This is a genomic window from Pseudomonas sp. DTU12.3 (assembly GCF_004124275.1).
Classification (GTDB): Bacteria; Pseudomonadota; Gammaproteobacteria; order Pseudomonadales; family Pseudomonadaceae; genus Aquipseudomonas; species Aquipseudomonas helmanticensis.
The window spans coordinates 6,046,996-6,071,051 of sequence record NZ_CP027218.1 but is presented as its reverse complement, the minus strand read 5'-3'; the positions used below and the strand labels follow the sequence as shown (position 1 = coordinate 6,071,051).

Genomic DNA, 24,056 nt, shown 5'->3' with positions numbered 1-24,056 from the left:
AGAACACCATGCCTGAATTGCCGGAAGTCGAAACCACCCGCCGCGGCATAGCCCCGCATCTGGAAGGCCAGCGGGTCAGCCGGGTGATTGTGCGCGATCGGCGCTTGCGCTGGCCGATCCCCGAAGACCTCGATGTGCGTCTGTCCGGGCAGCGCATCGTGTTGGTCGAGCGTCGGGCCAAGTATCTGCTGATCAATGCCGAAGTCGGCACGCTGATCAGCCATTTGGGCATGTCGGGCAATTTGCGTCTGGTCGAGGTCGGGCTGCCGGCGTTGAAGCATGAGCATGTCGATATCGAACTGGAATCGGGTCTGGCGCTGCGCTACACCGATCCGCGACGTTTCGGTGCGATGTTGTGGAGTACCGATCCGCTCAATCACGAATTGCTGATTCGTCTCGGGCCGGAGCCATTGACCGATCTGTTCGATGGCGAACGTTTATTCCAGCTGTCGCGCGGGCGGTCGATGGCGGTGAAGCCGTTCATCATGGACAACGCGGTGGTAGTCGGTGTTGGCAATATCTACGCGACCGAAGCGCTGTTCGCTGCCGGGATTGATCCGCGTCGCGAGGCCGGAGGCATCTCCCGGGCGCGTTATCTGAAGCTGGCCATTGAGATCAAACGCATCCTTGCCGCTGCCATTGAGCGCGGCGGTACCACGTTGCGTGATTTCATCGGTGGCGACGGGCAGCCAGGCTATTTCCAGCAAGAGCTGTTCGTCTATGGCCGTGGTGGTGAACACTGCAAGGTCTGCGGCACCGGGCTGCGCGAAGTGAAGCTGGGGCAGCGCGCCAGTGTGTTCTGCCCGCGCTGCCAGAGCTGAGGCAAAAAGCTGAAAAAGTCCTACGGTCTATAGTGAGTTGTCTCACTGTTCAGCCCGAAGGATCGTGCCATGAAATGCCTGCAAGTTCTCTTGGTGACGCTGTTGCTGTGTTCCAGTCTGGCCGTTCAGGCCACGGAAGGCGGCAGCGGCGATCCTCGTTATGCCATCCAGAATCCCCCGGCCTACGCCATGATCGGCGATTTGCTGATTGCCCGACCGTTATTGGTGGTGGCAACGGTGATCGGTACGGCGGCGTTTGTCGTGTCATTGCCGTTTACCGCACTGGGTGGCGGGATTGGCGATGCGGGGCAGGCGTTGGTGGTTGATCCGGCGAAGGCGGCGTTTGTGCGGTGCCTGGGATGTATTGGGGAGGGGTTTGAGCAGCGCGAGTGAGCTGATTCAGAATTTTCAGTGGTGCTGATGGCCTCTTCGCGAGCAGGCTCGCTCCCACATTGGAATGCATTTCAAATGTGGGAGCGGGCTTGCTCGCGAAGAGGGTCGGTCGGGCGCTTGAGATTCAGGCCTTGCCGGTGATCAGGCGGTACTTTTCCATCAACTGCTCTTCAGTCTCCGGATGCGCCTCGTCCAGTGGAATGCAATCCACCGGGCAGACCTGCTGGCATTGTGGTTCGTCGTAGTGGCCGACGCACTGGGTGCACAGGTTCGGGTCGATCACGTAGATCTCTTCGCCCTGGGAAATGGCGGCGTTTGGGCACTCGGGTTCGCAGACGTCGCAGTTGATGCAATCGTCGGTGATGATCAGGGACATGCTAACTCCAGCCGGGGCGGCAGGCCCGGGCGCTATAAATCAATGCGCGCAATTGTGCCGCATTGGCGAGCGCAGTGCACGCGGGTGCGATCAAGGGCACTGGACTGCGATCATTTTAAGATCAAAAGATCGCAGCCTGCGGCAGCTCCTACTTTTTGAAGCGTAGGGTCAGGGCGTCGGCCACGGCGGGGTGGACGAATTTGCTGATATCGCCGCCCAGCGCGGCAATTTCCCGCACCAGCGTCGAAGAAATGAACGAGTAACGTTCGGACGGTGTGAGAAACAGGCTCTCGACGTCCGGCGCCAACTGGCGGTTCATGTTGGCCAGCTGGAATTCGTATTCGAAGTCCGACACCGCGCGCAAACCGCGCAAAAACACGTTGGCATTCTGCTCTTTGGCAAAATGCGCGAGCAGCGTCGAGAAACCGACCACTTCCACGTTCGGCAGGTGTTTGGTCACCTCGCGAGCCAGTTCGACCCGTTGTTCCAGCGGGAACAGCGGGTTCTTCTTCGGGCTGGCGGCGACCGCAATGATCACGTGATCGAACAGGCGCGAGGCGCGTTCGACCAGATCGCCATGGCCCTTGGTAATAGGGTCGAAGGTACCTGGGTACAACACTCGGTTCATCGCGTCGTCCTGGCGGGAGTCCGTTGGGGAGTCGGATGGTATCGCAGCCGTCCCGGTCGGCCAAGTCGCCTTTTGCGTAAGAAAGCACTATAGACGATGAGAATATTAACGGTTTTCACGGGGTTTTCAGCCTCTCGACGAGGGCCGTCGCCAGTTGTGCGGTCAGGCCGTACACCGACAGCTGCGGGTTGGCGCCGATGCTGGTGGGAAACAGCGAGCCGTCATGAATCGACAGATTACTCAGTTGATGATGACGGCCGAGGCTGTCGGTGACCGCGGTTTTCGGCTCTTCGCCCATCGCACAGCCACCCATGACGTGGGCGCTGCCGAGCCGCGTGCGGTACAACTCGAGGCTCAGACCATCGATCAGCGTGCGGGCCTCAGCCAAGGTTTTCACATAACGGGCGTCAGCATGCATCGGCATCACCGCTTGCGCGCCGCCGGCAAACTGGATCTCGGCCATGACGTGAAAGGCCCGACGCAGACCCTCCCAGGCGTAAGAAGACACTTGATAGTCGAGCACCGGCGAACCGTCGCCGCGCAACTCGACCGCGCCACCGCTGCTGTCCGGGTGGAAACCGTCTCGCAGCAACGCCAGCATCGCGTGGGTGTGCGGCAGGTCGCCCATGTGTTGCGCGCTCTCCTGGCCAAAACCGCCAAGCAAAGTCGCCGCCAGCGCAGGATGCAGCGGCGGTACTTCGAGTTTGAACGCCATTGGCCCGGTGGTGCCGTCCTTCCACTGGAAATGGTCCGAGTAGATTGACTGCGGCGCGCCGTAAAACGGATTGACCACCTCATCAAATCGCGCCGCGGACATGTTCACCGGGTGCAGAAAGGTGCGTTTGCCAAGGTTTTTATGCGGGTCCGGTGCGTCGGAACGCAGCAGCAGCGCCGGGCTGTTGATGCCGCCGCCGGCCAGCACGTAATGCCGCGCCTTGACGGTAATGGTGCGCCCGGTAGTTTCGACGCAGCGTTCATCCATCGCCACGCAATGCAGGCCGGAAACCTTGTCGCCGCTGATCAGCAGTTTTTCCACACGTGCCAGATAAAGCAGTTCGCCGCCCTTTTCCAGGGTGGCCGGAATGGTCGTCACCATCATCGACTGCTTGGCATTGGTCGGGCAGCCCATGCCGCAATAGCCGAGGTTCCAGCAGCCGCGCACGTTGCGCGGGATCACGTGCCAGCTGTAGCCGAGTTGCTCGCAGCCCTTTCGGATCACGTCGTTGTTGGCGTTCGGCGGCACCATCCATGGGGCGACGCCGAGGCGCTGTTCCATTTTCTCGAACCATGGCGCCATCTCGGCGACGCTGTGACCTTTGACGTTGTGTTCTTTGGCCCAGTGCTCGAGCGTCGGCTCGGGCGTGCGAAAGCTCGATGTCCAGTTGATCAACGTCGTGCCGCCAACCGCGCGGCCCTGCAGGATGGTGATCGCGCCGTCCTTGCTCATGCGGCCGATGCCTTCCTGATAAAGGCTGCTGTAGGCCTGGTCTTCGAGCATCTTGAAATCGGAGCTGGTTTTCAGCGGGCCTTCTTCGATCAGCAGGACCTTGAAGCCGGCGGCGCTGAGGATTTCGGCGGTAGTGCCACCGCCGGCGCCGCTGCCGATGATGGCGACATCGGCTTCAAGCGTCAGGTCGTCGGTCAGTTGCGCGCCGTTGTAGGTTTTCCAGCCTCGGGCGAGGCCTTCGCGGAAGGGGTCGGGTACGGGCATCGGTCAGGTTCTCTTGTTTTTGTTGTTTTTGCGGGCCCCTTCGCCAGGCCCGCTCCCACAGGGGAAGGCATTTCAAAATGTGGGAGCGGGCTTGCTCGCGAAAGGCGCGCGCTGATTTCAGACGGTAGGTGGGCCCGGATAGCCGCAATGCCCCCACGATTCCGCGCGTGTGTACCAGGCCATCAGCACCATTTGCTGCAGTGAGCTATGCCCCATTTTCAACAAACTCAACGAGCTGTTTTCCCAGCGATCGAGGAAGTTGCGCATTGCCTCGGCACTGGCGTTTTCCCAACTGCCCCAGATCCCGGTCAGCGGCCCGCGCGTCACGGCCATAGCTAGCACGTCGAACAATTGGCGGGTGAGCTTGAGCATCTCCGGCGACAGGTGATCGAGACTGTAGTCCAGCGACTTGAGCGTGCCATCCACCGCCGCCGGCATTTTCTCGGCGGCGACGGCGCCGTCGAGCATCACCGGAATCAGTGCGCGCAGAAACAGCAGATCGCCGTCGCGCAACGAGACGAAGCCATTGGCCGCGACGCTGGATGAGCAGCCACTGAGGCTGGCGCCGAGGCCGGCGGTGGCGAGAAATGCCGTGGCGCCGAGGCTGAATTTCAGCAGGCCACGGCGCGACAGGGCAGGTGTTTCGGTCAGGCTTGGGTGCATTGTTTTTATAACCCGTCAGTGACAGATATCTAGCGAATGAACAGCTTCTGGATCAGCTTCTGAATGGATTTGCCGTAAGGCGGATAAATCAGTTTGGCTGCGTTGAAGCGTTGTTTGATCAGCACGCCTTTGGCCTTGCTGAATGTCAGGAAGCCTTCGTGCCCGTGGTAATGGCCCATACCGGACGGGCCGATGCCACCGAACGGCATGTCGTCCTGCGCCACGTGCAGCAGCGTGTCGTTCAGGCACACGCCGCCGGAGTGGGTTTGGTGCAGCACGCGGTTCTGTTCGCGTTTGTCGTAGCCGAAGTAGTAAAGAGCCAGAGGCCTTGGCCGCTGATTGATGTAGGCAAATGCCTGCTCCAGATCCTGGTACGGCACGATCGGCAGCAACGGGCCGAAGATTTCGTCCTGCATCACCGTCATCTCGTCGCTGACATTCAGCAGCACGCTGTGCGGCATGCGCCGGCCCTGACCTTGATCGAACAGCGGAATCAGCAGCGCGCCTTTGCTGGTCGCATCGCTGATGTAGCCATTGAGTCGAGCCAATTGGCGCTCGTTGATGATTGCCGTGTAGTCCGGGTTGTCGGCAAGGGTTGGATAGAAACTCTGCACGGCCTGGCGATAGGCTTCGACGAAGCCGCCGACGCGGTCTTCCGGCACCAATACGTAATCGGGGGCGACACAGGTTTGCCCGGCATTGAGGGTTTTGCCGAAGGCGATGCGCTCGGCGGCATCCTTCAATGGCACGTCGCGGGAGACGATGGCCGGGGATTTGCCGCCCAGTTCGAGGGTCACCGGCGTGAGGTTTTCCGCTGCGGCGCGCATCACATGTTTGCCGACACTGGTGGAGCCGGTGAACAACAAGTGATCGAACGGCAAGCGGGAAAACGCCACGCCGATGTCGGCCTCGCCGAGCACTACGCAGACCAGATCTTCGGGGAAGATTTTTGCCAGCAATTCCTTGAGCAGCAGGCCGGTGGCCGGCGTCGATTCACTGAGCTTGAGCATTACCCGGTTGCCCGCCGCCAATGCGCCGACCAGCGGCCCGACAGCCAGATACAACGGGTAATTCCACGGGACGATGACGCCGACTACGCCCAGCGGCTGATACACGACTTTCGCCGAAGCCGGCTGGAACGCGACGCCAACCTTGCGCCGCGAGGCCTTCATCCAGCCTTTGAGGTGGCGGCTGGCGTAATGAATGCCGTGCAGGCTCGGCATCAGTTCGGCGAGCAGGGTTTCGTCGGCGCTGCGATGGCTGAAATCCGCGCTGATGGCGTCGATCAGGGCCTGGCGCTCGTTGCTCAGCACATCGCGCAAAGCCTTCAGCCATTGCTGGCGCTGGGCCGCAGGAGGCATCGGGTTGACGGCGTAAGCAGCCCGTTGCGCTTTGAACTGCCGATTGAGCTCTTCCAGTGGCTGTTGCAGCGTTTGCAGGTAGGCAATATCGGCAGTCATCGTAGGCTCCGGATTTATTGTAGTGATGAACTTTTTAGAGTCTATGCTCTATAAAGTCAAATGACTTCCGTGCGCAGCTTTGTTTTATCCATTTCCGGATAGGTCGTAAGATGCCCCTCATCGCACTCTGAATTAAAGCTCAAGCCATGGCCCCACGAATAAAAACCAGCGAGCGCATCGTGCAGAACAGCCTCGAGCTGTTCAATCAACAGGGCGAGCGCAGCATCAGCACCAACCACATCGCCGCGCACATGGAGATTTCTCCGGGCAACCTGTACTACCACTTCCCCAACAAGCAGGCGATCATCGCCGTGCTGTTCAGTGAGTACGAGGCCTTGGTAGACAGCTTCCTGCGCCCGCCGCAGGGGCGTGCCGCGACGGTTGAAGACAAGCGTTTCTATCTCAAGGAACTGCTCTCGGCGATGTGGGGTTACCGTTTTCTGCACCGCGACCTTGAACATCTGCTCGACAGCGATCCGGAACTGGCCGCGCGTTATCGGCGCTTCTCGCAGCGCTGCGTGATTCAGGGCGCCGCGATCTACGAAGGCTTTGTTGCCGCCGGAATCCTCAAGATGGACCGTGTGCAGATTGAATCCCTGACGCTCAACGCCTGGATCATCCTGACCTCGTGGGTGCGTTTCCTCTGCACCACCCGTGAAAATTCCAACCACCTCAGCGAGCAAGCCGTTAAACGCGGCGTGTATCAGGTGTTGGTGCTCGAAGCCGGGTTTGTCACCGATGAGGCGCGCGACCAGGTCAACGCCCTGTTCGACGAGTTCTATGTCCCCCTGGCCCAGGCCCTCGAAGACGTGAAATAAACCGTTCTGTTGAAATCCCACAGGAGCCCGTTATGCCGATTGCGCAGTTGATCAGCCCGCAAGCACTGGATGCCCGCAAGGAACAGCCCAGGTTGCTGATTCTCGATTGTCGTTTTGCCCTCGAAGATCCGGATTACGGCCAGCGCAGCTACGCCGAAGGGCACATTGCCGGGGCTAACTTCGCCGACCTTGAGCGTGACCTCAGCGGCAACGTGGTCAAAGGCGTGTCGGGTCGTCATCCGCTGCCCGAACCGGCAGCATTGATCGAGCGCCTGCAAGCCTGGGGCATCAACCATGACAGCGAAGTGGTTCTGTATGACGACGGCCCGGGCGCCTATGCGGCGCGGGCGTGGTGGTTGCTGGCATGGCTGGGCAAGCGAGACGGAGTGTTCATCCTCGATGGCGGGCTCAAGGCCTGGCACGCGGCGGGTTTGCCGCTGAGTCTGGATGCGCCGACGGTTGCGCGTGGCAACTTCAGTGGTCAGCCAGATAAAGCTTTGCTGCTCAGCGCCGAGCAATTGCAACAGCGCCTCGGCCAGCCGACGCTGACGCTGATCGACGCCCGCGCCTTGCCGCGCTTCAAAGGGGAAGTGGAGCCGATTGATCCGGTGGCCGGGCATATTCCCGGGGCGCAGTGCGCGGCATTCACCGACAACCTTGGCAGCGACGGGCGATTCCTTCCGGCCGATCAGCTCAAACAACGCTTTGCGGCGAAACTGGGTGGGCGTTCGCCGTCCGATCTGGTGGCGTATTGCGGCTCCGGGGTGACGGCGTGTCATAACCTGTTTGCGTTGTGCCTGGCGGGGTATCCGTTGGGTTCTTTGTATGCGGGGTCGTGGAGTGAGTGGATCAATGAGCCTTCGCGCGGTATTGCCACCGGCGAATAAGAGCGAAAGATCGCAGCCTGCGGCAGCTCCTACATGGAATGCGTTTCGTGTAGGAGCTGCCGCAGGCTGCGATCTTTCAGCTTTCCAGACGGGCACTGCGGTAGGCGGCGGGTCCGACGCCATAAGCCTGCTTGAACTGTCGGCTCAAATGGCTCTGATCGGCAAAACCCAATTGCGTGGCGACCTCCACCGGCAGGCAGCCGTGCTGCAGCAGCGCCCGTGCCTGGGCGATGCGTTGCTGCATTAGCCAGGTGTGCGGCGGCATGCCGGTCGCGCGGCGGAACACCCGGGCGAAATGGAACGGCGACAGATTGACCGCTGCGGCCAATTCTTCCAGCGACGGCGGCGCTGCCAGGTGCGTATGCAGCAGGTCCTTGGCGATCAGTACCGCGCGGTGCTCCTTGCCGGGGTTGCCGATTTCTCGTACCGCCGCGTGACGCTGCAACAGCAACAACATCATCTCGCGCCAGACCGTTTGTTGTTGCAGCGCACTGGCCGGGCTTTCGAGCAAGCGGTGCAGTTGTGCAAAGCCGCTGACCAGATCCGGGTCGCGGTACAGCGTGGCGCCGAACGCTGGCAGATTGCTGGTGGACAGTTCCAGCTCATCCAGCAGTGAAACAATCTTGCCGGTCTCCGGATAAAACGCCCGGTACAGCCAGCCATCCTCAGTGCCTTTGTGCCCGGTGTGCAATTCGTCCGGATTGATCAGCACCAGCGTGCCGCTGCCGGCCAGATGCTCGGCGCCGCGATAACGGTAGCGCTGGGCGCCGGCCATGATCATGCCGATCACAAAACCGTCGTGCACATGCGGGGCGAAGCGATGCTCAATGTAGCGTGCCGACAACAATTCGACACCGGCCAGTGGCGCGGTTTGCCAGAATCGGATCGACTCGCCCTGATCGCTCATGCGGACACGCTGGCCAGCCATTGCGGGATACGGCGTTCGAGGTAGTAGCCGGGCTGGCGCACTGAGCCGTCGACAAATCCGACGTGGCCGCCGCGAGGCTGCAATTCAAATGCGGTCGAGGCCGACAGTTCTTCAGCCTGGGGCAAGCTGTGCGGGAACACGAACGGATCGTCCGCCGCCTGAATGATCAGGGTCGGCGTGCGGATCTCGCCGAGGAAGTAGCGGCTCGATGCGCGACGGTAATAATCCTCGGCATCGTTGAAACCATGCAGCGGCGCTGTCACCCGGCCATCGAAATCCCAGAACGTGCGCATGTTTTCCAGCGAGCCGAGGGCTGCCAGTGCTGCGAGCCCGTCCTCACGTCCGTCATGCTGGAACTGCCGTTGCTTGTTCTTGATGTAGGCGACCATCTCGCGCATGAAGTGCGCCTGATAGACCTTGGAAAATCCCTGGCCGATCCGGTCGGCGCATTGATCGAGCCGAAACGGCACCGACACCGCGACTGCACCGAGCACGCCACTGGCGCTACCGGTTTCGCCCAGATGCTTGAGCAGCACATTGCCGCCGAGGGAATAACCGACGGCGTACAACGGCGCCAACGGGCGTTTCGCGCGCAGGTGCTTGATGGTTTCGGCGAGGTCTTCGCTGGCGCCGGAGTGGTAGCTGCGCGGTAACAGGTTGGGTTCGCCGGAGCAGCCGCGCCAGTTCAGCGCGACGCTGGCCCAGCCTTGGTCGGCCAAGGCTTTTTGCACGCCAGCGACGTAAGGCGAGTTGGAAGAGCCGGTCAGCCCGTGTAACACCAGCACCAACGGCGCATCGGCGGTGTGCGGGCCGTGCCAGTCGAGATCGAGGAAGTCGCCATCCTCAAGCCACAGGCGCTCGCGCTCACGCTGGATATGCACGGTTTTGCGCCACAGCGGGCCCCACAAGGTTTGCAGGTGCGGATTGCCGAGGCCGAAGGCGGGGATGAAACGTTCTGAAGAGGCGGACACGATGGTTCTCGATGCAGCGATGTGATGAGGCCCACACCGCTGATAGTCAATTTCCAGAGTACACAGGCTCATTGTGGCAAGGGAGCTTGCTCCCGCCGGGGCGCGGAGCGGCCCTTTTGGGGACTGCTACGCAGCCCAGCGGGAGCAAGTTCCCTCGCCACAGGTTTTTGCTTGCCTTGGGTCAGGCGGCGATTTCCGCCGTACGTTGCCACAGGGCGTAATAAACCCGCCCGGATTTCTGCTCGCGGTGCAGGCGCCAGTTGCCCGGCAGGCCCAGCGTCGACGGCGCGGTTTCGCTTTCAGTGTAGATCCACGACTCGGGCGCCAGCCATTGACGTTCTTCCAGCAGAGCGCAAACCACCGGCAGCAGGTTCTGGTTGAACGGCGGGTCGAGGAACACCAGGTCGTACGCGCTGGCGGTCTGGGTTTCCAGATAACGCAGGGCGTCAGCAGTTTGCACCTGGCCGTTGGTGCAGCGCAGCGTGCCGAGGTGTTCTTTCAGGCTGGACACCGCGATGTTGCTGGCATCCAGCGCCTGGCCCATGGCCGCGCCACGGGACAGCGCTTCGAGAAACAGCGCGCCGCTGCCGGCGAACGGATCAAGTACCTTGGCCCCTTCAACGTACGGCGCGAGCCAGTTGAACAGGGTTTCACGCACGCGATCCGGCGTCGGGCGCAGGCCCGGTGCATCGGGGAAGCTCAGCTTGCGGCTGCGCCATTGGCCGCCAATGATGCGTAACTGGTTCACACCGTTGTGGACGTTATGCGCAGGCTTTTTAGGGGAACGAGTTGCCATTAATGCTCCGGAACCCCGAGCGGTTGCTCGGCAGGTTTATCAGATGGGGCCGGTAACGGCTTTTGCGGCACGGTCGGGCCAGCGGTGACGATGACCATTTTGTCCGTGCTCAGGTGTTTGTTCAGGGCGTCGCGGACTTGTTCCACGGTCAGGCTTTGCGACTGACGCATGAAATCATCCAGGTAGCTCAGCGGCAGATTATAGAAGCCCATCGCGCCGAGTTGGCCGACGATATCGGCATTGCTCGCGGTGGACAGCGGGAAGCTGCCGGCGAGCTCGCGTTTGGCGTCGTCGAGTTCTTTCTGCGTAGGGCCGGTTTTCAGGTAGTCGGCGAGCACGTCTTGCACCAGTTTCAGGGTGCCTTCGCTCATTTCTGCGCGGGTCTGCAGATTGATCATGAACGGGCCGCGCGCCTGCATCGGGCTGAAACCCGAATACACGCCGTAAGTCAGGCCGCGTTTCTCGCGCACTTCACTCATCAGGCGTGTGCCGAAACCACCGCCACCGAGGATCTGGTTGCCCATCGACAGCGCGGCGTAATCCGGATCGTCACGGTCGATGCCCAGTTGCGCGAGCAGCAGGTTGGTCTGCTTCGACGGAAACTCGATGTGATTGACGCTGGCTTGCGGTTCCTGCGGTTGCGCGATCTTCGCCAGCGCCGGACCCTTCGGCAGCGCAGATGAGACCTGATTGGCAATCGCCTCGGCTTCTGCGCGAGACAGATCACCGACCAGCGCAATCACCACGTTGCCAGCGGCGTAGGCCTTGGCGTGGAACTCACGCAATTGCGCGAGGGTAATCTTCGGCACGCTTTGCGGATTGCCGTCGCTCGAATGCGCGTACGGGTGATCGCCGTACAGACGCTTCATCAGCTCGAGGCTGGCGAGTTTGCCGGGGTTCTGTTTCTGGTATTCGAAACCGGCGAGCATCTGGTTCTTGATGCGCGCGAACGAGTCGGCCGGGAAGGTCGGTTTGCCGACTACTTCCGAGAACAGCTTCAGCGCCGGCTCACGTTTATCGGCAGCACTCAGGCTGCGCAGCGAAGCCAGCGCCATGTCCTTGAAAGCACCGTTGCCGAAATCCGCACCCAGACCTTCAAAACCCTGCGCGATGGCGCCGACGTCTTTGCCGGCGACACCTTCGTTGAGCATCGCGTTGGTCAGCACTGCCAGACCCGACGCGCTGCCGTCCTGGCTGCTGCCGGCGGCGAAAATCAGGCGCATGTCGAACATCGGCAGTTCATGGGCTTCGACGAACAGCACCTTGGCGCCCTCGGCGGTGCTCCAGGTTTGCACATCGAGCTTGCGGCTGGCCGGGGCCTTGCCGTCGAGTTCGGCCAGCGATTGCAGCTTCTGCTGGGTTTTGGCGTTGTCGAGGGCTTCGCTGGCCTTGCTGTCAGCGCTTGGCGACAAATAGAAAGCAGTCGAGCCGATCACCGCAATGGCGATCAGGCCGAGCAGCATCAAACGAGGGGTTTTGCGCTCACTCATGAGTCGTCTCCAGTGGCAGGACGTGGGCGACGCTGAGACGTTCGCGGGTGAAATACAGCTTGGCGGCGTTCTGGATGTCTTGCGGGGTCACGCTTTCCAGATCGGCGAGTTCGGTGTCCATCAGTTTCCACGACAGGCCGACGGTTTCCAGTTGGCCAATCGCCGTGGCCTGGCTGGTGATCGAATCACGTTCGAAGACCAGGCCGGCGATCACTTGCGCACGCACGCGTTCCAGTTCTTCAGCGGACGGCGCGGTGGTTTTCAGCTGTTCCAGCAGTTTCCACAGACCTGTTTCGGCTTGCGCCATGGTCTTTTTCTTCTGCGTGTTCGGCGTTGCCGACAGGGTGAACAGGCTGTCGCCACGGGTGTAGGCGTCGTAGTTCGAGGAGCCGCCGGAGACCAGTTCTTCGCCGCGCTCCAGTTGCGTCGGTATGCGACCGCTGTAGCCGCCGTCGAGCAAAGCCGAGATCAGGCGCAAGGCGTTGACCGAGCGCTTGTCTTCAGCGGTGGCGATGCTTGGCACGTTGAAACCGAGCATCAGGCTAGGCAGTTGTGTCTGTACGTGCAGGGTGATCTGGCGTTCGCCGGGCTCGGCCAGTTCCAGCGGTTTTTTCGCCGGTGGCACGTCGCGCTTGGCGATCGGGCCGAAGTAGCGTTGGGCGAGGGTTTTCACTTCGTCCGGGGTGACGTCGCCGACTACTACCAACGTGGCGTTGTTCGGCACGTACCAGGATTGGTACCAGTGGCGAAGCTCTTCGACCTTCATGCGGTCGAGGTCAGCCATCCAGCCGATGGTCGGCGTGTGGTAGCCGCTGGCCGGGTAGGCCATGGCCTTGTAGCGCTCGAAGGCTTTGGACATCGGCTTGTCATCAGTGCGCAAGCGGCGCTCTTCCTTGATGACTTCGATTTCCTTGGCGAACTCGTCAGCCGGCAGGCGCAGATTGGCCATTCGATCGGCTTCCAGCTCGAAGGCTACGCCCAGACGGTCGCGGGCCAGCACCTGGTAATAAGCGGTGAAGTCGTCGCTGGTGAAGGCGTTCTCTTCGGCGCCCAGATCGCGCAGGATCAGCGACGCTTCGCCGGGGCCGACTTTCTCGCTGCCCTTGAACATCATGTGCTCAAGCGCGTGAGACAGACCGGTCTGGCCCGGGGTTTCGTAGCTGGAACCGACCTTGTACCAGACCTGCGAGACCACCACCGGCGCGCGATGGTCTTCGCGCACGACGACCTTGAGGCCGTTGTCGAGGGTAAATTCGTGAGTCGGTTGTGGGTCGGCCGCCAGGGCCGAAAGGGGCAGGCAGACTGTGCTGAGCAGCAGGCCTGCGGCGCGGCGGGCTAGAGCATTCATTCGTTTTTTAACCTGTTGGGCTGCCCGCTTGGTCTTAGCCTAGGCGGGCGAGGAGGTGCTAGGATACTGATCCGTTTTACTGGCGGCCACGCCTATCAAGCCACTGATCGGTAGATAGGTTGTATGGGTTCCCGGCAGAAGCTTTGAGTTTGTCAGCTAAACTCTGCGTTTTCGCCGACGATGCCGTTCCAGTCCTTCGTATTAATCGACCTTTGAGGTGCCTGTGGCGCCTCGACAAAATGTTGCGCGTGAACAAGCTGGATGAAACACAGTCTGTTCTGCATCGAATATTTATTTGCCGGGGCGCCCTTATGGCGCGTCGCTACCGTGAGATAGCCGTCCTCCATGTTTGGTTCCAACGACGACAAGAAGACCCCAGCTGCGGCTGGCGAGAAGAAAAGCCTGTTCGGATGGCTGCGTAAGAAACCGCAGGAACCCGTCGTCGAACAGCCGCCCGCGATTCCCGAGCCTGCGCCGGCACCTGCTCCGGTATTAGAAGAAGAGCCGGCACCGATTGTGCTGCCGATTGCCGAGCCGGTGTTGCAACCGGTTGAGCCCGAGCCTGCGCCTGAAGTGCCTGTGGCGGCTGAATTGCCGCTGACTCCGGCGGCCGCGCCGTGGCTGACATTGCCGGTGGCCGAAGAGCCGGTGGCATTGGTTGAAGAGGCTGCGCCGCACATCACGCCAGTGATTCCTGCGCCTGCGTTTGTGGCCGAAGTCGCTCCGGCAGTTGCAGGTGTAGTTGAGCCGATTGTTGAGCCTGCGCCGGCTGCTGCAGCACCTGTTATTGCAGAACCTGTAGTCGCTGAAACTATCGTTCCCGAGCCTGTTGCTCCAGTAGTTGTCGCCCCTGTTGCCCCGGTCATTCAACAGCCCGAGCCTGCACCTGCACCTGCACCTGCACCTGCACCTGTCGCCGCTGCGCCAGTTGTGCCGGTCGAAGTGCTCGCTGAAGCGCCCGTCGAAGCCCCGCGCACCGAAGAAACCAAAGCCGGTTTCTTCGCCCGCCTCAAGCAAGGCCTGTCGAAAACCAGCGCCAGCATCGGCGAGGGCATGGCCAGCCTGTTCCTCGGCCGCAAAACCATCGACGACGATCTGCTTGATGACCTCGAAACCCGTCTGCTCACCGCCGACGTCGGTGTCGAAGCCACCACGCAGATCATCCAGCGCCTGACCCAGAAGGTCGCCCGCAAAGAACTGGCCGACGCCGACGCCCTGTACAAATCCCTGCAAGCCGAACTGGCCGCGATGCTCAAACCGGTCGAACAACCGCTGAAAATCGTCTCGCAGAACAAGCCATTCGTGATTCTGGTGGTTGGCGTCAACGGCGCTGGCAAGACCACCACCATCGGCAAACTGGCGAAGAAGCTGCAACTGGAAGGCAAGAAAGTCATGCTCGCCGCCGGTGACACCTTCCGCGCCGCCGCCGTGGAGCAATTGCAGGTCTGGGGTGAGCGCAACAAGATCCCGGTGATTGCCCAGCACACTGGCGCCGACTCGGCTTCGGTGATCTTCGACGCCGTGCAGGCCGCCAAGGCCCGTGGCATCGACGTGTTGATCGCCGACACCGCCGGTCGTCTGCACACCAAAGACAACCTGATGGAAGAGCTGAAAAAGGTTCGCCGGGTGATCGGCAAGCTCGACGCCGACGCACCGCACGAAGTGCTGCTGGTGCTCGACGCCGGTACTGGCCAGAACGCCATCAACCAGGCCAAGCAATTCAACCAGACCGTCGAACTGACCGGCCTGGCGCTGACCAAGCTCGACGGCACGGCCAAGGGCGGGGTGATCTTCGCCCTGGCCAAGCAATTCGGCCTGCCGATCCGCTACATCGGCGTCGGTGAAGGCATCGACGATTTGCGTACCTTTGAAGCCGAACCCTTTGTCCAGGCACTGTTTGCCGAGCGGGAGCGTTCATGATTCGTTTCGAACAGGTCGGTAAACGCTACCCGAACGGTCACGTCGGCTTGCATGAGCTGAGCTTTCGAGTCCGTCGTGGCGAATTCTTGTTTGTCACCGGTCACTCCGGTGCCGGTAAATCCACCTTGTTGCGCCTGCTGCTGGCGATGGAACGTCCGACCAGCGGCAAACTGCTGCTGGCCGGGCAAGACCTGAGCACCATCAGCAACGCGCAGATCCCGTTCCTGCGCCGGCAGATCGGCGTGGTGTTCCAGAACCACCAGTTGCTGTTCGATCGCACGGTGTTCAACAACGTCGCGTTGCCGCTGCAGATTCTCGGGCTGTCCAAGGCCGAAATCGCCAAGCGCGTCGATTCGGCGCTGGAGCGTGTGGCGCTGTCGGATAAAACCGATCTGTACCCCGGCGACCTGTCCACCGGTCAGCAACAGCGCGTTGGCATTGCCCGTGCCATCGTGCATCGTCCGGCCTTGCTGCTGGCGGACGAACCGACCGGTAACCTCGACCCGCGTCTGGCGGCCGAGATCATGGGCGTGTTCGAAGACATCAACCGGCTGGGCACTAGCGTGCTGATCGCCAGTCACGACCTCGCACTGATCGCGCGCATGCGCCATCGCATGCTGACCCTGCAACGTGGCCGCTTGATCGGCGACGGGGAGGCCGGCGTATGAGTGCGACACGCAGTCCGAAGGTTTCCGAGCGCGTGGCCCCGAAAGCCGCCGATCCGCAGCCACCGAAGAAGAAAAAACACGACGATGACGACGGCCCGGACTTCGCCACGCTGTTCCGCGCCTGGGTCGAAAGCCATCGCGCCAGCCTGCTCGACAGCCTGCGTCGTCTCGGCAAACAGCCGATCGGCAGCTTCTTCACCTGCATGGTGATGGCGGTGGCGCTGAGCCTGCCGATGGGCTTGTCGCTGCTGCTCAACAATGTCGAGCGCCTCGGCGGCTCCTGGCAGCGTGCGGCGCAGATCTCGCTGTACCTGCAACTCGACGCCAGCCCGCAGCAGGGTGAAGCGTTGCGCGAGCAGATCAAAGGCATGCCCGGCGTAGCTGACGCTGAATACGTCGGCCGCGATCAGGCGCTGGAAGAGTTCCAGCAACAGTCAGGCCTGGGCGAAGCCCTGCGCGAGCTGCCGGAGAACCCGTTGCCGGGCGTGGTGCTGGTCACCCCGAACGAAGTCGACAAGCCGACGCTGGAAGCATTAAGACAAAAACTTTCCGAGCTGCCGAAGGTACAACAAGCGCAACTTGATCTAGTCTGGGTCGAGCGTCTGGCCGCCATCCTCAAGCTTGGCGATCGTTTTGTATTCGGTCTGACGGTGTTGCTGGTTTCTGCATTACTTTTGGTGATAGGCAATACCATTCGTCTTCATATTGAAAACCGCCGCACCGAGATAGAAGTGATTAAACTCGTCGGCGGCACTGACAGCTATGTGCGGCGTCCTTTCCTTTATATGGGCGCGTTGTATGGCTTCGGTGCGGGGCTACTGTCCTGGGGTCTGTTGGCATTTGGCTTGAACTGGCTGAACGATGCAGTGGTTGGGCTGGCCGGCTTGTACGGCAGTGATTTCGCTCTGGCCGGAGTGCCAGTTGCCGACGGTCTGTCACTCTTGCTTGGCGCGGTGCTGTTGGGTTATATCGGTGCATGGATTGCAGTCGCACGTCATCTCAGGGAGCTGGCGCCGAAGTAGAATCTTTTTTTGCGCGTGATTGGCCTTGCGGTTTTTTTGGGAACTTGTACTTGAATTCCCGGTCAATTTTTCGCAGTGCCGAGAGGCACGAGTATGTAAGTGGGAGGTTTTTTCGTATGACCAATTCTTTGCAGCCTGCGTATGCGTTGGTTCCGGGTGCGAACCTGGAAGCTTACGTGCACACCGTCAACAGCATTCCATTGCTGACGCCGGAGCAGGAGCGTGAACTGGCCGAGAGTCTCTACTATGAGCAGGATTTGGGGGCGGCTCGGCAGATGGTGCTCGCCCACCTGCGTTTTGTCGTACATATCGCCCGTAGCTATTCCGGCTACGGTCTGGCTCAGGCTGACCTGATTCAGGAAGGTAACGTCGGCCTGATGAAGGCCGTGAAGCGTTTCAACCCGGAAATGGGCGTGCGTCTGGTGTCGTTCGCCGTGCACTGGATCAAGGCGGAGATTCACGAGTTCATCCTGCGCAACTGGCGCATTGTGAAAGTCGCGACCACCAAGGCCCAGCGCAAGCTGTTCTTCAACCTGCGCAGCCAGAAGAAACGTCTGGCATGGCTGAACAACGAGGAAGTCCACCGTGTGGCGGAAAGCCTCGGCGTCGAGCCGCGGGAAGTGCGCGAGATGGAAAGTCGTCTGACCGGCCATGACATGGCCTTCGACCCGGCTGCTGAAGCCGACGACGACAGCGCTTTCCAGTCGCCGGCCAACTATCTGGAAGACCACCGGTATGATCCGGCGCGTCAACTGGAAGATGCCGACTGGAGCGACAACTCCAACCACAACCTGCACGAAGCGCTGGAAGTGCTGGACGAGCGTAGCCGCGACATCCTCTACCAGCGTTGGCTGGCAGAAGAAAAAGCCACGCTGCACGACCTGGCGCAGAAGTACAACGTGTCGGCCGAGCGGATCCGTCAGCTCGAGAAGAGCGCGATGAACAAGCTCAAGTTGTCGATCGCCGCATAACCGGCGAGCAGGCAATAAAAAACGCCCCGATCAGCGATGATCGGGGCGTTTTTGTTGGAAGATCAAAAGATCACAGCCTGCGGCAACTCCTACAGGTGACCGCATTCCCATGTAGGAGCTGCCGCAGGCTGCGATCTTTTGCTGTCAAATCACTGCGACCAAGGTGCCCGCCGCGAATCATTGAGGCCCAGCAAATAACTGTCACCACCCAACTGACTCATCTGCTGCCGAATCCACCCGGCCCGACGCGAGACATAAGCGGTCGGATGACTGGCACTCCAGACTCGCGGGTTTGGCAAAACGGCAGCCAGATAACTCGCCTGCTGCCGAGACAGCGACTTCGCGCTCACGCCAAAGTGATGGCGGGCCGCGGCTTCGGCGCCAAACACTCCGTCATCCCACTCGACGCTGTTCAGGTACACCTCAAGAATCCGCTGCTTGGGCCAGAACACCTCGATCAGCGCGGTAAACCAGGCTTCGAGGCCTTTGCGCAGATAGCTGCGACCGGCCCAGAGAAACAGGTTCTTCGACACTTGCTGGCTCAAGGTGCTGGCGCCGCGAATCGAGCCGCCCAGTTCGTTATGGGCAAGCGCTGCCTGGATCGCACTGAAGTCAAAACCCCAGTGCTCGGGAAACTTCTGATCCTCGCCAGCCATGACCGCGACCTTGAGGTCGTCGGAGATCTCATCCCATGGTTTCCAGGTGCGTTGCAGGTCAATCGGCTCGCCGTCGACCCAGGATTCGACCTTGCGTTCAACCATCAGCGCCGTGCCCGGCGGCGGCACGAAGCGAAACACCAGCACCAGCAAGATGCTGCCACCCGCGAACCAGAGCAGGGCCTTCGAGAGACGACGGAAAATAGTACGCAGCATAGAGATGGCTTGGCCGAACCCGTGGAGCGGGCCATTATACAGACCCTGCCGATCGAGACTGACTGGAGTTCCCCATGCTGCGTGGCTTTTTGATGCTGGCCGCTTTTTTCGGTTTCACCGGTGTGGCGCTGGGCGCATTTGCCGCCCATGGCCTGAAAAACCGCCTGACCCCCGAATACCTGACGATTTTCCATACCGGCGTTACCTATCAGTTGGTACACACGCTGGCGCTGTTTTGCGTCGCGCTGCTGGCCACGCACGTTCAGGGGCGACTGGTGACCTGGGCTGGCGTGTCGTTCACTGTCGGCATCCTGTTGTTCTCGGGCAGCCTGTATGTGCTGACCACCACCGGTATCAGCAAACTCGGGATCATCACGCCGTTCGGTGGCTTGGCATTCCTGATCGGCTGGCTATGCCTGGGCCTCGCCGCCTGGCGCCTGGCCTGATCTGAAACTGTTCCCACCTGGCGCCTGATCTGATCTGAAACTGTTCCCTGTAGGAGCTGCCGCAGGCTGCGATCTTTTGATCTTCAAAAACAACATCAAAAGATCGCAGCCTGCGGCAGCTCCTACAGTTGGCCGCGTAGACAGGCATTTGCGCGGAGCAAGCGCTTTCAAGACGAATGGCTTGGGTCAGCCTGACTGATCGGGCTAGAATGCCAGCCCCTAAAAATGATGGCGGCATTGCGCATGCGCATTCAGTTGAACGGTGAATCCCTTGAACTGCCCGACGGCGAGACCGTTGCGGCCCTGATCACCCGTCTGGAACTGACCGGACGCCGGGTGGCAGTCGAACTCAATCTGGATATCGTCCCGCGCAGCCAGCATGCCGACACCACGCTCAACGACGGTGACAACGTCGAAGTCGTGCACGCCATCGGCGGCGGCTAGTCGGGCGGCCCACAAGGGCACAGAATTCTGCAAGACCCTCACCCCTAAAGAGGATTCCCCATGAGCATCGTTCGTAGCGACAAGCCTTTTGTGCTGGCCGGTCGTACCTACCAGTCGCGTTTGCTGGTCGGTACCGGCAAGTACCGTGACATGGAAGAAACCCGTCAGGCCATCGAAGCCTCGGGTGCCGAGATCGTCACCTTCGCCGTGCGCCGCACCAACCTCGGTCAGATCGAAGGCGAGCCGAACCTGCTCGACGTGCTGTCGCCGGATCGCTACACCTTCCTGCCGAACACCGCCGGTTGCTACGACGCCATCGAAGCCGTGCGCACCTGCCGCCTGGCCCGTGAGCTGCTCGATGGCCACAACCTGGTGAAGCTGGAAGTGCTGGCTGACCAGAAGACCCTGTTCCCCAACGTCATCGAAACCCTCAAGGCCGCGGAAACGCTGGTCAAGGAAGGTTTCGACGTGATGGTCTACACCAGCGATGACCCGATCATCGCCCGTCAGCTGGCGGAAATCGGCTGCATCGCGGTGATGCCGCTGGCCGGTCTGATCGGTTCCGGCCTGGGGATCTGCAATCCGTACAACCTGCAGATCATCCTCGAAGAAGCGAAAATCCCTGTGTTGGTCGATGCCGGTGTCGGCACTGCGTCCGACGCAACCATCGCCATGGAACTGGGTTGCGATGCAGTGCTGATGAACTCGGCCATTGCCCACGCCCAGCAACCGGTGATGATGGCTGAAGCCATGAAACACGCCATCGTTGCAGGCCGCCTGGCCTACCTCGCTGGCCGTATGCCGAAAAAACTCTATGCCAGCGCCTCTTCGCCGCTGGATGGTCTGATCAAGTAAGAGCCATTGATGACTGAATCGAACGACACGCCTATCCAGACGGAAGAAGGCGACGAGCGCCAACACCGCCGCATCAAGAGTTTCGTGATGCGCGCCGGGCGCATGACCGAAGGCCAGCAAAAAGGTCTGGATCAGGGCACACCGCTGTTCGTGCTGCCGCTGGCCGACGCGCCGGTGGATTACGATCAGGTGTTCGGCCGTTCGGCACCGCGCTCGCTGGAGATCGGTTTCGGCATGGGCCACTCGCTGCTGGAAATGGCTGCGGCGGCACCGGATCAGGATTTCATTGGCGTTGAGGTTCACCGCCCGGGTGTCGGCGCGCTGCTCAATGGCGTGCTGACGCAAGGTCTGACCAACCTGCGGGTCTACGATTGCGACGCGATCGAAGTGCTCAACCGCTGCATCGCCGACAACAGCCTCGATCGCCTGATGCTGTTTTTCCCGGATCCGTGGCACAAGAGCCGTCACCACAAGCGTCGTATCGTTCAGGCCTCGTTCGCTGAGCTGGTGCGCAGCAAGCTGAAGGTTGGCGGCGTTCTGCACATGGCCACCGATTGGGAACCGTACGCCGAGTACATGCTGGAAGTGATGAACGTTGCCCCGGGCTACCGCAACCTCGCCGAAGACGGCAAATGCGTGCCACGCCCGGTCGAACGCCCGATCACCAAGTTCGAACGCCGTGGCGAACGTCTTGGCCATGGCGTCTGGGACCTGAAGTTCGAAAAACAGTCCTGAGCCTTACGCAACATCCAATGTGGGAGCGGGCTTGCTCGCGAAGGCGCTGGGTCAGACAACAACAATGTTGACTGACACGACGCTTTCGCGAGCAAGCCCGCTCCCACATTTGTTTTAGGTCACCTGTGCAAACGGTGTAGGAGCTGCGGCACGCTGCGATCTTTTGATCTTGATTTTAAGATCAAAAGATCGCAGCGTGCCGCAGCTCCTACAGTTGTTCTGTGGTATTAGCGGCGGTCGGCGACTACGCCGATGAGGACGAGGACTACCAGCAGCACGGGCGCCAGGCTGTAGTTGTTGAACTGGCTCAAACCCTTGATCACCCACGGCGTGGCGTAGATCAGTGCTGCGCCGCTGCCGATCACGCACAGCAGCGACATCAGCGGTATGCGCAAAGCGCCGGCGATGCTGCCCAAGCGTTGCTCGACCCAGCCTTTGAAGTCGGCGCCGAACAGCACCAGCAGGCAGCCGACCAGCGCCAGGGCGATTTCCGAGAGGTTGCTGCGGCTCCAGCGGGAGACGGTGGCGAGCAGGTCGAGTATCAAATCCATGCGGTTTTCCTTGGGGCTGAAGTTGAGGTTGGGCTCAGTTCAGAAATTGTTGCAGCAAGTCGTTGAGGAACAGCTGTCCGCGCTCGGTGGCCGCCAGACGTGACGGTTCGACCTGCAACAGACCGCTTTGTTCTGCCGCGGCCCGGCCTTCGGCGAGGCTTTCCAGCGACAGCCCGGTACGCTCCGGGTACAGGCGCGATTCGACGCCAGCGGTCAGGCGCAAAGCATTCATCAGAAACTCGAACGGCATCTCGTCATTGGTCAGCGCCTTTTCGCCAGCCTGGAAGCTTTTTGCCGGGTTGAGATAGTCCTTCGGCAAACGGGTTTTCCAAGTGCGCACGATGCGCCCGTCGGGATGGCTGAGCTTGCCATGCGCACCCGCGCCGATCCCGATGAAGTCGCCAAAACTCCAGTAATTGAGGTTATGCCGCGCCGGGCGCCCGGCCTGAGCATAAGCCGACACTTCGTATTGCGCGTAACCGTGCTCGGCCAACAACGCCTGCCCAGCTTCTTGAATGTCCCACAACGTATCGTCCTCCGGCAGCACCGGCGGCTGATTCCAGAACACCGTGTTCGGCTCCAGTGTCAGCTGATACCAGGAGATGTGCGTCGGATTCAGTTCGATGGCCTGGCGCAGATCGCTCAAGGCATCGTCCAGCGACTGATCGGGCAAACCGTGCATCAAGTCGAGGTTGAAGTTATCGAACCCGGCCTGACGCGCCATCCCGGCCGCGCGCACTGCTTCGTCACCGTTGTGAATCCGCCCGAGCGCCTTGAGCTTTTCCTGCTGGAAGCTCTGGATACCGATCGACAGGCGATTGATCCCCAGCTTGCGGTAGGCGACAAACTTCTCTTGCTCGAACGTGCCCGGGTTGGCCTCCAGGGTGATTTCGATGTCGTGAGCAAACGGAATGCGCTGCTCGACGCCTTCGAGCAAACGCCCAAGTGCTTCTGCACTGAACAGGCTTGGCGTACCGCCGCCAAAGAAGATCGAGCTGATTTCACGGCCGTAAACCGCATGCAGGTCCTGATCGAGATCGGCCAGCAAGGCGTCGACGTATTCCTGCTCCGGCAGCACCGGGCTGGCGGTGTGCGAGTTGAAATCGCAATAAGGGCATTTGCGCACACACCACGGGATGTGGATGTACAGCGCCAGGGGCGGCAGCGTCGGCAACGGCGCCCGAGGCGAAGAGGCGGCGCCGCCGACGATCAGCGACGACGCAGAAGAATCACGGGTCATTTCAAGCCCAGACGCTGGCGCAGCAGATCCATTGCACGGGCGCGGTGGCTGATCTGGTTCTTGTCGGCCGGGCTCAATTCGGCGCTGGACACGTCACGCTCCGGCACCCAGAACAGCGGGTCATAACCGAAACCGTGTTCGCCGCTGGCAGCGGTCAGAATCCGCCCGTGCCACAGGCCTTCACAGAGGATCGGCAACGGATCATCGGCGTGACGCACCAGCGCCAGCACGCAAACGAACTGCGCACCGCGCTCGGCTTCCGGCACGTCCTTCAAGGCGTCGAGCAGTTTCACGTTGTTCGCCGCATCGCCCTTGCCGTCGGCATAACGCGCCGAATAGATGCCCGGCGCACCGCCGAGGAAATCCACCGCCAGACCCGAGTCATCGGCCAGCGCCGGCAGCCCGGAAATGCGCGCAGCGTTGCGTGCCTTGAGGATCGCGTTCTCGACGAACGACAGACCGGTTTCTTCCGGCTCGACCTTGCTCCACTCGCCAATCGAGCGCAGTTGCACCGATTCGCCGAGCATGGCCTGAAGTTCTTTGAGTTTGCCGGCGTTATGGCTGGCCAGTACGAGCTGCTTGATGTTCATCATTCGCCGGGAAAGAGTTCTTGGTTGAAATTGATGGTGTTGATCTTGTCGCCGTTCTGCACCTTGATTTCAAAGGTGCGGGTTTCCTGCTGTTCCACCGGATATTGGGCGATGTAGTACACCGCGCCTTGTTCGGTCACCTGGCGGAAATTCAGCGTCACGCTCTGGCTGGTCAGGTCTTTGACCGTGCCAGTGACGCTGGCGACCAGCGGTTTGCCGTCCTTGATCACCGAGACATTGATCACGCCCTGATTCTTGCTGCGGATCAGCTCGGCAGCCTTGGCGATGTCCGGTTGCAGGTATGTCGAGTTGAAAGTGTTGTAGTGCACCGTCACGTCGCCAAAGGTTTCCTGACGCTCGCCTTTGATGACGTCGGCCGCCAGCGCGCTGGCACTCAGGCAGGCAGTCAATAACAACAACGTTAAACGACCCATGATCGTGCTCCTCGGAAT

Annotated in this window: 28 protein-coding genes; 12 read left to right on the top strand and 16 right to left on the bottom strand. The window is 61.0% G+C overall.

Going from position 1 to position 24,056, the window contains the following annotated elements:
* Positions 1 to 8: 8 nt before the first annotated feature.
* Positions 9 to 821, top strand: a complete 813-nt coding sequence (gene mutM / locus C2E19_RS28005) for a bifunctional DNA-formamidopyrimidine glycosylase/DNA-(apurinic or apyrimidinic site) lyase (RefSeq protein ID WP_129395924.1) — start codon at positions 9 to 11, stop codon at positions 819 to 821.
* A gap of 69 nt (positions 822 to 890) precedes the next feature.
* Positions 891 to 1,214 carry a multidrug transporter gene (locus C2E19_RS28000; protein ID WP_129395923.1) on the top strand — a complete coding sequence of 108 codons (324 nt, stop codon included), beginning with the start codon at positions 891 to 893 and terminating at the stop codon, positions 1,212 to 1,214.
* Positions 1,215 to 1,338: 124 nt separating this feature from the next.
* Here C2E19_RS28000 and C2E19_RS27995 read toward each other — a convergent pair whose 3' ends face one another.
* From C2E19_RS27995 to C2E19_RS27975, 5 genes are all read right to left on the bottom strand, one after another.
* On the bottom strand, positions 1,339 to 1,590 hold the full coding sequence (locus C2E19_RS27995; RefSeq protein WP_003213796.1) for a YfhL family 4Fe-4S dicluster ferredoxin: 252 nt from the start codon (positions 1,588 to 1,590) through the stop codon (positions 1,339 to 1,341).
* 148 nt (positions 1,591 to 1,738) lie between these two features.
* Positions 1,739 to 2,218, bottom strand: coding sequence for a pantetheine-phosphate adenylyltransferase (coaD, locus tag C2E19_RS27990; protein ID WP_003229157.1), 480 nt, complete (start codon positions 2,216 to 2,218; stop codon positions 1,739 to 1,741).
* 115 nt (positions 2,219 to 2,333) lie between these two features.
* The gene (locus tag C2E19_RS27985) at positions 2,334 to 3,929 is read right to left on the bottom strand and encodes a GMC family oxidoreductase (protein ID WP_129395922.1); all 1,596 of its coding nucleotides are present in this window, start codon (positions 3,927 to 3,929) and stop codon (positions 2,334 to 2,336) included.
* A 117-nt stretch (positions 3,930 to 4,046) separates the two neighbouring features.
* Entirely contained in the window at positions 4,047 to 4,592 is a 546-nt protein-coding gene (locus C2E19_RS27980; RefSeq protein WP_129395921.1) for a twin-arginine translocation pathway signal protein, read from the bottom strand.
* 29 nt (positions 4,593 to 4,621) lie between these two features.
* Positions 4,622 to 6,052, bottom strand: a complete 1,431-nt coding sequence (locus C2E19_RS27975) for a coniferyl aldehyde dehydrogenase (protein ID WP_129395920.1) — start codon at positions 6,050 to 6,052, stop codon at positions 4,622 to 4,624.
* A gap of 146 nt (positions 6,053 to 6,198) precedes the next feature.
* On the opposite strand from C2E19_RS27975, the gene C2E19_RS27970 reads away from it, so the two are divergent.
* Both C2E19_RS27970 and C2E19_RS27965 read left to right on the top strand, forming a co-directional pair.
* A complete protein-coding gene (locus C2E19_RS27970; RefSeq protein WP_129395919.1) occupies positions 6,199 to 6,870 on the top strand; it encodes a TetR/AcrR family transcriptional regulator in 672 nt (223 codons plus the stop codon).
* Positions 6,871 to 6,902: 32 nt separating this feature from the next.
* Positions 6,903 to 7,757: a sulfurtransferase gene (locus C2E19_RS27965; protein ID WP_129395918.1), complete on the top strand. Its 855-nt coding sequence runs from the start codon at positions 6,903 to 6,905 to the stop codon at positions 7,755 to 7,757.
* Between the two features lie 76 nt (positions 7,758 to 7,833).
* On the opposite strand, the gene C2E19_RS27960 is transcribed toward C2E19_RS27965, so the two are convergent.
* From C2E19_RS27960 to C2E19_RS27930, 6 genes are all read right to left on the bottom strand, one after another.
* The gene (locus C2E19_RS27960) at positions 7,834 to 8,664 is read right to left on the bottom strand and encodes an AraC family transcriptional regulator (RefSeq protein ID WP_129396184.1); all 831 of its coding nucleotides are present in this window, start codon (positions 8,662 to 8,664) and stop codon (positions 7,834 to 7,836) included.
* A complete protein-coding gene (locus tag C2E19_RS27955) occupies positions 8,661 to 9,656 on the bottom strand; it encodes a hydrolase (protein WP_129395917.1) in 996 nt (331 codons plus the stop codon). The genes C2E19_RS27960 and C2E19_RS27955 overlap by 4 nt, the downstream gene beginning before the upstream one ends.
* 181 nt (positions 9,657 to 9,837) lie before the next feature.
* The gene (gene rsmD / locus C2E19_RS27945) at positions 9,838 to 10,452 is read right to left on the bottom strand and encodes a 16S rRNA (guanine(966)-N(2))-methyltransferase RsmD (RefSeq protein ID WP_129395915.1); all 615 of its coding nucleotides are present in this window, start codon (positions 10,450 to 10,452) and stop codon (positions 9,838 to 9,840) included.
* A complete protein-coding gene (locus C2E19_RS27940) occupies positions 10,452 to 11,942 on the bottom strand; it encodes a pitrilysin family protein (protein ID WP_129395914.1) in 1,491 nt (496 codons plus the stop codon). Before C2E19_RS27940 ends, rsmD begins: the two co-directional genes overlap by 1 nt.
* Positions 11,935 to 13,290, bottom strand: a complete 1,356-nt coding sequence (locus C2E19_RS27935; protein WP_129395913.1) for a pitrilysin family protein — start codon at positions 13,288 to 13,290, stop codon at positions 11,935 to 11,937. Before C2E19_RS27935 ends, C2E19_RS27940 begins: the two co-directional genes overlap by 8 nt.
* Before the next feature lie 152 nt (positions 13,291 to 13,442).
* A complete protein-coding gene (locus C2E19_RS27930; RefSeq protein WP_025112092.1) occupies positions 13,443 to 13,637 on the bottom strand; it encodes a hypothetical protein in 195 nt (64 codons plus the stop codon).
* Here C2E19_RS27930 and ftsY point away from each other — a divergent pair.
* The 4 genes from ftsY (at position 13,636) to rpoH (ending at position 17,871) form a co-directional block, all read left to right on the top strand.
* Complete coding sequence (gene ftsY / locus C2E19_RS27925) at positions 13,636 to 15,210, top strand: signal recognition particle-docking protein FtsY (protein ID WP_129395912.1); 1,575 nt, start codon at positions 13,636 to 13,638, stop codon at positions 15,208 to 15,210. The two genes, C2E19_RS27930 and ftsY, sit on opposite strands and share 2 nt — an antisense overlap.
* On the top strand, positions 15,207 to 15,878 hold the full coding sequence (ftsE, locus tag C2E19_RS27920; RefSeq protein ID WP_003229148.1) for a cell division ATP-binding protein FtsE: 672 nt from the start codon (positions 15,207 to 15,209) through the stop codon (positions 15,876 to 15,878). Before ftsY ends, ftsE begins: the two co-directional genes overlap by 4 nt.
* Positions 15,875 to 16,900, top strand: a complete 1,026-nt coding sequence (ftsX, locus tag C2E19_RS27915) for a permease-like cell division protein FtsX (RefSeq protein WP_129395911.1) — start codon at positions 15,875 to 15,877, stop codon at positions 16,898 to 16,900. The genes ftsE and ftsX overlap by 4 nt, the downstream gene beginning before the upstream one ends.
* A gap of 116 nt (positions 16,901 to 17,016) precedes the next feature.
* Entirely contained in the window at positions 17,017 to 17,871 is an 855-nt protein-coding gene (gene rpoH, locus C2E19_RS27910) for an RNA polymerase sigma factor RpoH (protein ID WP_003229146.1), read from the top strand.
* A gap of 149 nt (positions 17,872 to 18,020) precedes the next feature.
* Here the strand turns inward: rpoH and mtgA are convergent, their stop codons facing one another.
* A complete protein-coding gene (gene mtgA / locus C2E19_RS27905; RefSeq protein WP_129395910.1) occupies positions 18,021 to 18,743 on the bottom strand; it encodes a monofunctional biosynthetic peptidoglycan transglycosylase in 723 nt (240 codons plus the stop codon).
* Positions 18,744 to 18,817: 74 nt separating this feature from the next.
* Here mtgA and C2E19_RS27900 point away from each other — a divergent pair, with 74 nt between their 5' ends.
* From C2E19_RS27900 to trmB, 4 genes are all read left to right on the top strand, one after another.
* Positions 18,818 to 19,189, top strand: a complete 372-nt coding sequence (locus C2E19_RS27900; protein WP_129395909.1) for a DUF423 domain-containing protein — start codon at positions 18,818 to 18,820, stop codon at positions 19,187 to 19,189.
* 243 nt (positions 19,190 to 19,432) lie between these two features.
* Positions 19,433 to 19,633 carry a sulfur carrier protein ThiS gene (gene thiS / locus C2E19_RS27895; RefSeq protein WP_122604433.1) on the top strand — a complete coding sequence of 67 codons (201 nt, stop codon included), beginning with the start codon at positions 19,433 to 19,435 and terminating at the stop codon, positions 19,631 to 19,633.
* Between the two features lie 60 nt (positions 19,634 to 19,693).
* The gene (locus tag C2E19_RS27890) at positions 19,694 to 20,488 is read left to right on the top strand and encodes a thiazole synthase (RefSeq protein WP_129395908.1); all 795 of its coding nucleotides are present in this window, start codon (positions 19,694 to 19,696) and stop codon (positions 20,486 to 20,488) included.
* 9 nt (positions 20,489 to 20,497) lie between these two features.
* Positions 20,498 to 21,223: a tRNA (guanosine(46)-N7)-methyltransferase TrmB gene (gene trmB, locus C2E19_RS27885; RefSeq protein WP_129395907.1), complete on the top strand. Its 726-nt coding sequence runs from the start codon at positions 20,498 to 20,500 to the stop codon at positions 21,221 to 21,223.
* A 227-nt stretch (positions 21,224 to 21,450) separates the two neighbouring features.
* On the opposite strand, the gene C2E19_RS27875 is transcribed toward trmB, so the two are convergent.
* From C2E19_RS27875 to C2E19_RS27860, 4 genes are read right to left on the bottom strand one after another with little or no spacing between them, the layout of a single operon-like run.
* The gene (locus C2E19_RS27875; protein WP_034153666.1) at positions 21,451 to 21,774 is read right to left on the bottom strand and encodes a DUF3392 domain-containing protein; all 324 of its coding nucleotides are present in this window, start codon (positions 21,772 to 21,774) and stop codon (positions 21,451 to 21,453) included.
* 34 nt (positions 21,775 to 21,808) lie between these two features.
* Positions 21,809 to 23,014, bottom strand: a complete 1,206-nt coding sequence (hemW, locus tag C2E19_RS27870; protein WP_038358839.1) for a radical SAM family heme chaperone HemW — start codon at positions 23,012 to 23,014, stop codon at positions 21,809 to 21,811.
* Positions 23,011 to 23,607, bottom strand: coding sequence for an RdgB/HAM1 family non-canonical purine NTP pyrophosphatase (gene rdgB / locus C2E19_RS27865; RefSeq protein WP_129395906.1), 597 nt, complete (start codon positions 23,605 to 23,607; stop codon positions 23,011 to 23,013). Before rdgB ends, hemW begins: the two co-directional genes overlap by 4 nt.
* Entirely contained in the window at positions 23,604 to 24,038 is a 435-nt protein-coding gene (locus C2E19_RS27860; protein ID WP_129395905.1) for a DUF4426 domain-containing protein, read from the bottom strand. Before C2E19_RS27860 ends, rdgB begins: the two co-directional genes overlap by 4 nt.
* Between the last annotated feature and the right edge of the window lie 18 nt (positions 24,039 to 24,056).

Coding starts and splice junctions, on each gene's coding strand:
- thiS (WP_122604433.1), top strand. CDS start 19,433: ATGCGCATTCAGTTGAACGGTGAATCCCTTGAACTGCCCGACGGCGAG.
- coaD (WP_003229157.1), bottom strand. CDS start 2,218: ATGAACCGAGTGTTGTACCCAGGTACCTTCGACCCTATTACCAAGGGC.
- C2E19_RS27940 (WP_129395914.1), bottom strand. CDS start 11,942: ATGAGTGAGCGCAAAACCCCTCGTTTGATGCTGCTCGGCCTGATCGCC.
- C2E19_RS27980 (WP_129395921.1), bottom strand. CDS start 4,592: ATGCACCCAAGCCTGACCGAAACACCTGCCCTGTCGCGCCGTGGCCTG.
- mtgA (WP_129395910.1), bottom strand. CDS start 18,743: ATGCTGCGTACTATTTTCCGTCGTCTCTCGAAGGCCCTGCTCTGGTTC.
- rpoH (WP_003229146.1), top strand. CDS start 17,017: ATGACCAATTCTTTGCAGCCTGCGTATGCGTTGGTTCCGGGTGCGAAC.
- C2E19_RS27970 (WP_129395919.1), top strand. CDS start 6,199: ATGGCCCCACGAATAAAAACCAGCGAGCGCATCGTGCAGAACAGCCTC.
- trmB (WP_129395907.1), top strand. CDS start 20,498: ATGACTGAATCGAACGACACGCCTATCCAGACGGAAGAAGGCGACGAG.
- C2E19_RS27960 (WP_129396184.1), bottom strand. CDS start 8,664: ATGAGCGATCAGGGCGAGTCGATCCGATTCTGGCAAACCGCGCCACTG.
- ftsY (WP_129395912.1), top strand. CDS start 13,636: ATGTTTGGTTCCAACGACGACAAGAAGACCCCAGCTGCGGCTGGCGAG.
- C2E19_RS27860 (WP_129395905.1), bottom strand. CDS start 24,038: ATGGGTCGTTTAACGTTGTTGTTATTGACTGCCTGCCTGAGTGCCAGC.
- hemW (WP_038358839.1), bottom strand. CDS start 23,014: ATGACCCGTGATTCTTCTGCGTCGTCGCTGATCGTCGGCGGCGCCGCC.
- rdgB (WP_129395906.1), bottom strand. CDS start 23,607: ATGATGAACATCAAGCAGCTCGTACTGGCCAGCCATAACGCCGGCAAA.
- C2E19_RS27930 (WP_025112092.1), bottom strand. CDS start 13,637: ATGGAGGACGGCTATCTCACGGTAGCGACGCGCCATAAGGGCGCCCCG.
- C2E19_RS27900 (WP_129395909.1), top strand. CDS start 18,818: ATGCTGCGTGGCTTTTTGATGCTGGCCGCTTTTTTCGGTTTCACCGGT.
- C2E19_RS28000 (WP_129395923.1), top strand. CDS start 891: ATGAAATGCCTGCAAGTTCTCTTGGTGACGCTGTTGCTGTGTTCCAGT.
- ftsE (WP_003229148.1), top strand. CDS start 15,207: ATGATTCGTTTCGAACAGGTCGGTAAACGCTACCCGAACGGTCACGTC.
- C2E19_RS27985 (WP_129395922.1), bottom strand. CDS start 3,929: ATGCCCGTACCCGACCCCTTCCGCGAAGGCCTCGCCCGAGGCTGGAAA.
- C2E19_RS27935 (WP_129395913.1), bottom strand. CDS start 13,290: ATGAATGCTCTAGCCCGCCGCGCCGCAGGCCTGCTGCTCAGCACAGTC.
- C2E19_RS27995 (WP_003213796.1), bottom strand. CDS start 1,590: ATGTCCCTGATCATCACCGACGATTGCATCAACTGCGACGTCTGCGAA.
- C2E19_RS27965 (WP_129395918.1), top strand. CDS start 6,903: ATGCCGATTGCGCAGTTGATCAGCCCGCAAGCACTGGATGCCCGCAAG.
- ftsX (WP_129395911.1), top strand. CDS start 15,875: ATGAGTGCGACACGCAGTCCGAAGGTTTCCGAGCGCGTGGCCCCGAAA.
- C2E19_RS27975 (WP_129395920.1), bottom strand. CDS start 6,052: ATGACTGCCGATATTGCCTACCTGCAAACGCTGCAACAGCCACTGGAA.
- mutM (WP_129395924.1), top strand. CDS start 9: ATGCCTGAATTGCCGGAAGTCGAAACCACCCGCCGCGGCATAGCCCCG.
- rsmD (WP_129395915.1), bottom strand. CDS start 10,452: ATGGCAACTCGTTCCCCTAAAAAGCCTGCGCATAACGTCCACAACGGT.
- C2E19_RS27890 (WP_129395908.1), top strand. CDS start 19,694: ATGAGCATCGTTCGTAGCGACAAGCCTTTTGTGCTGGCCGGTCGTACC.
- C2E19_RS27875 (WP_034153666.1), bottom strand. CDS start 21,774: ATGGATTTGATACTCGACCTGCTCGCCACCGTCTCCCGCTGGAGCCGC.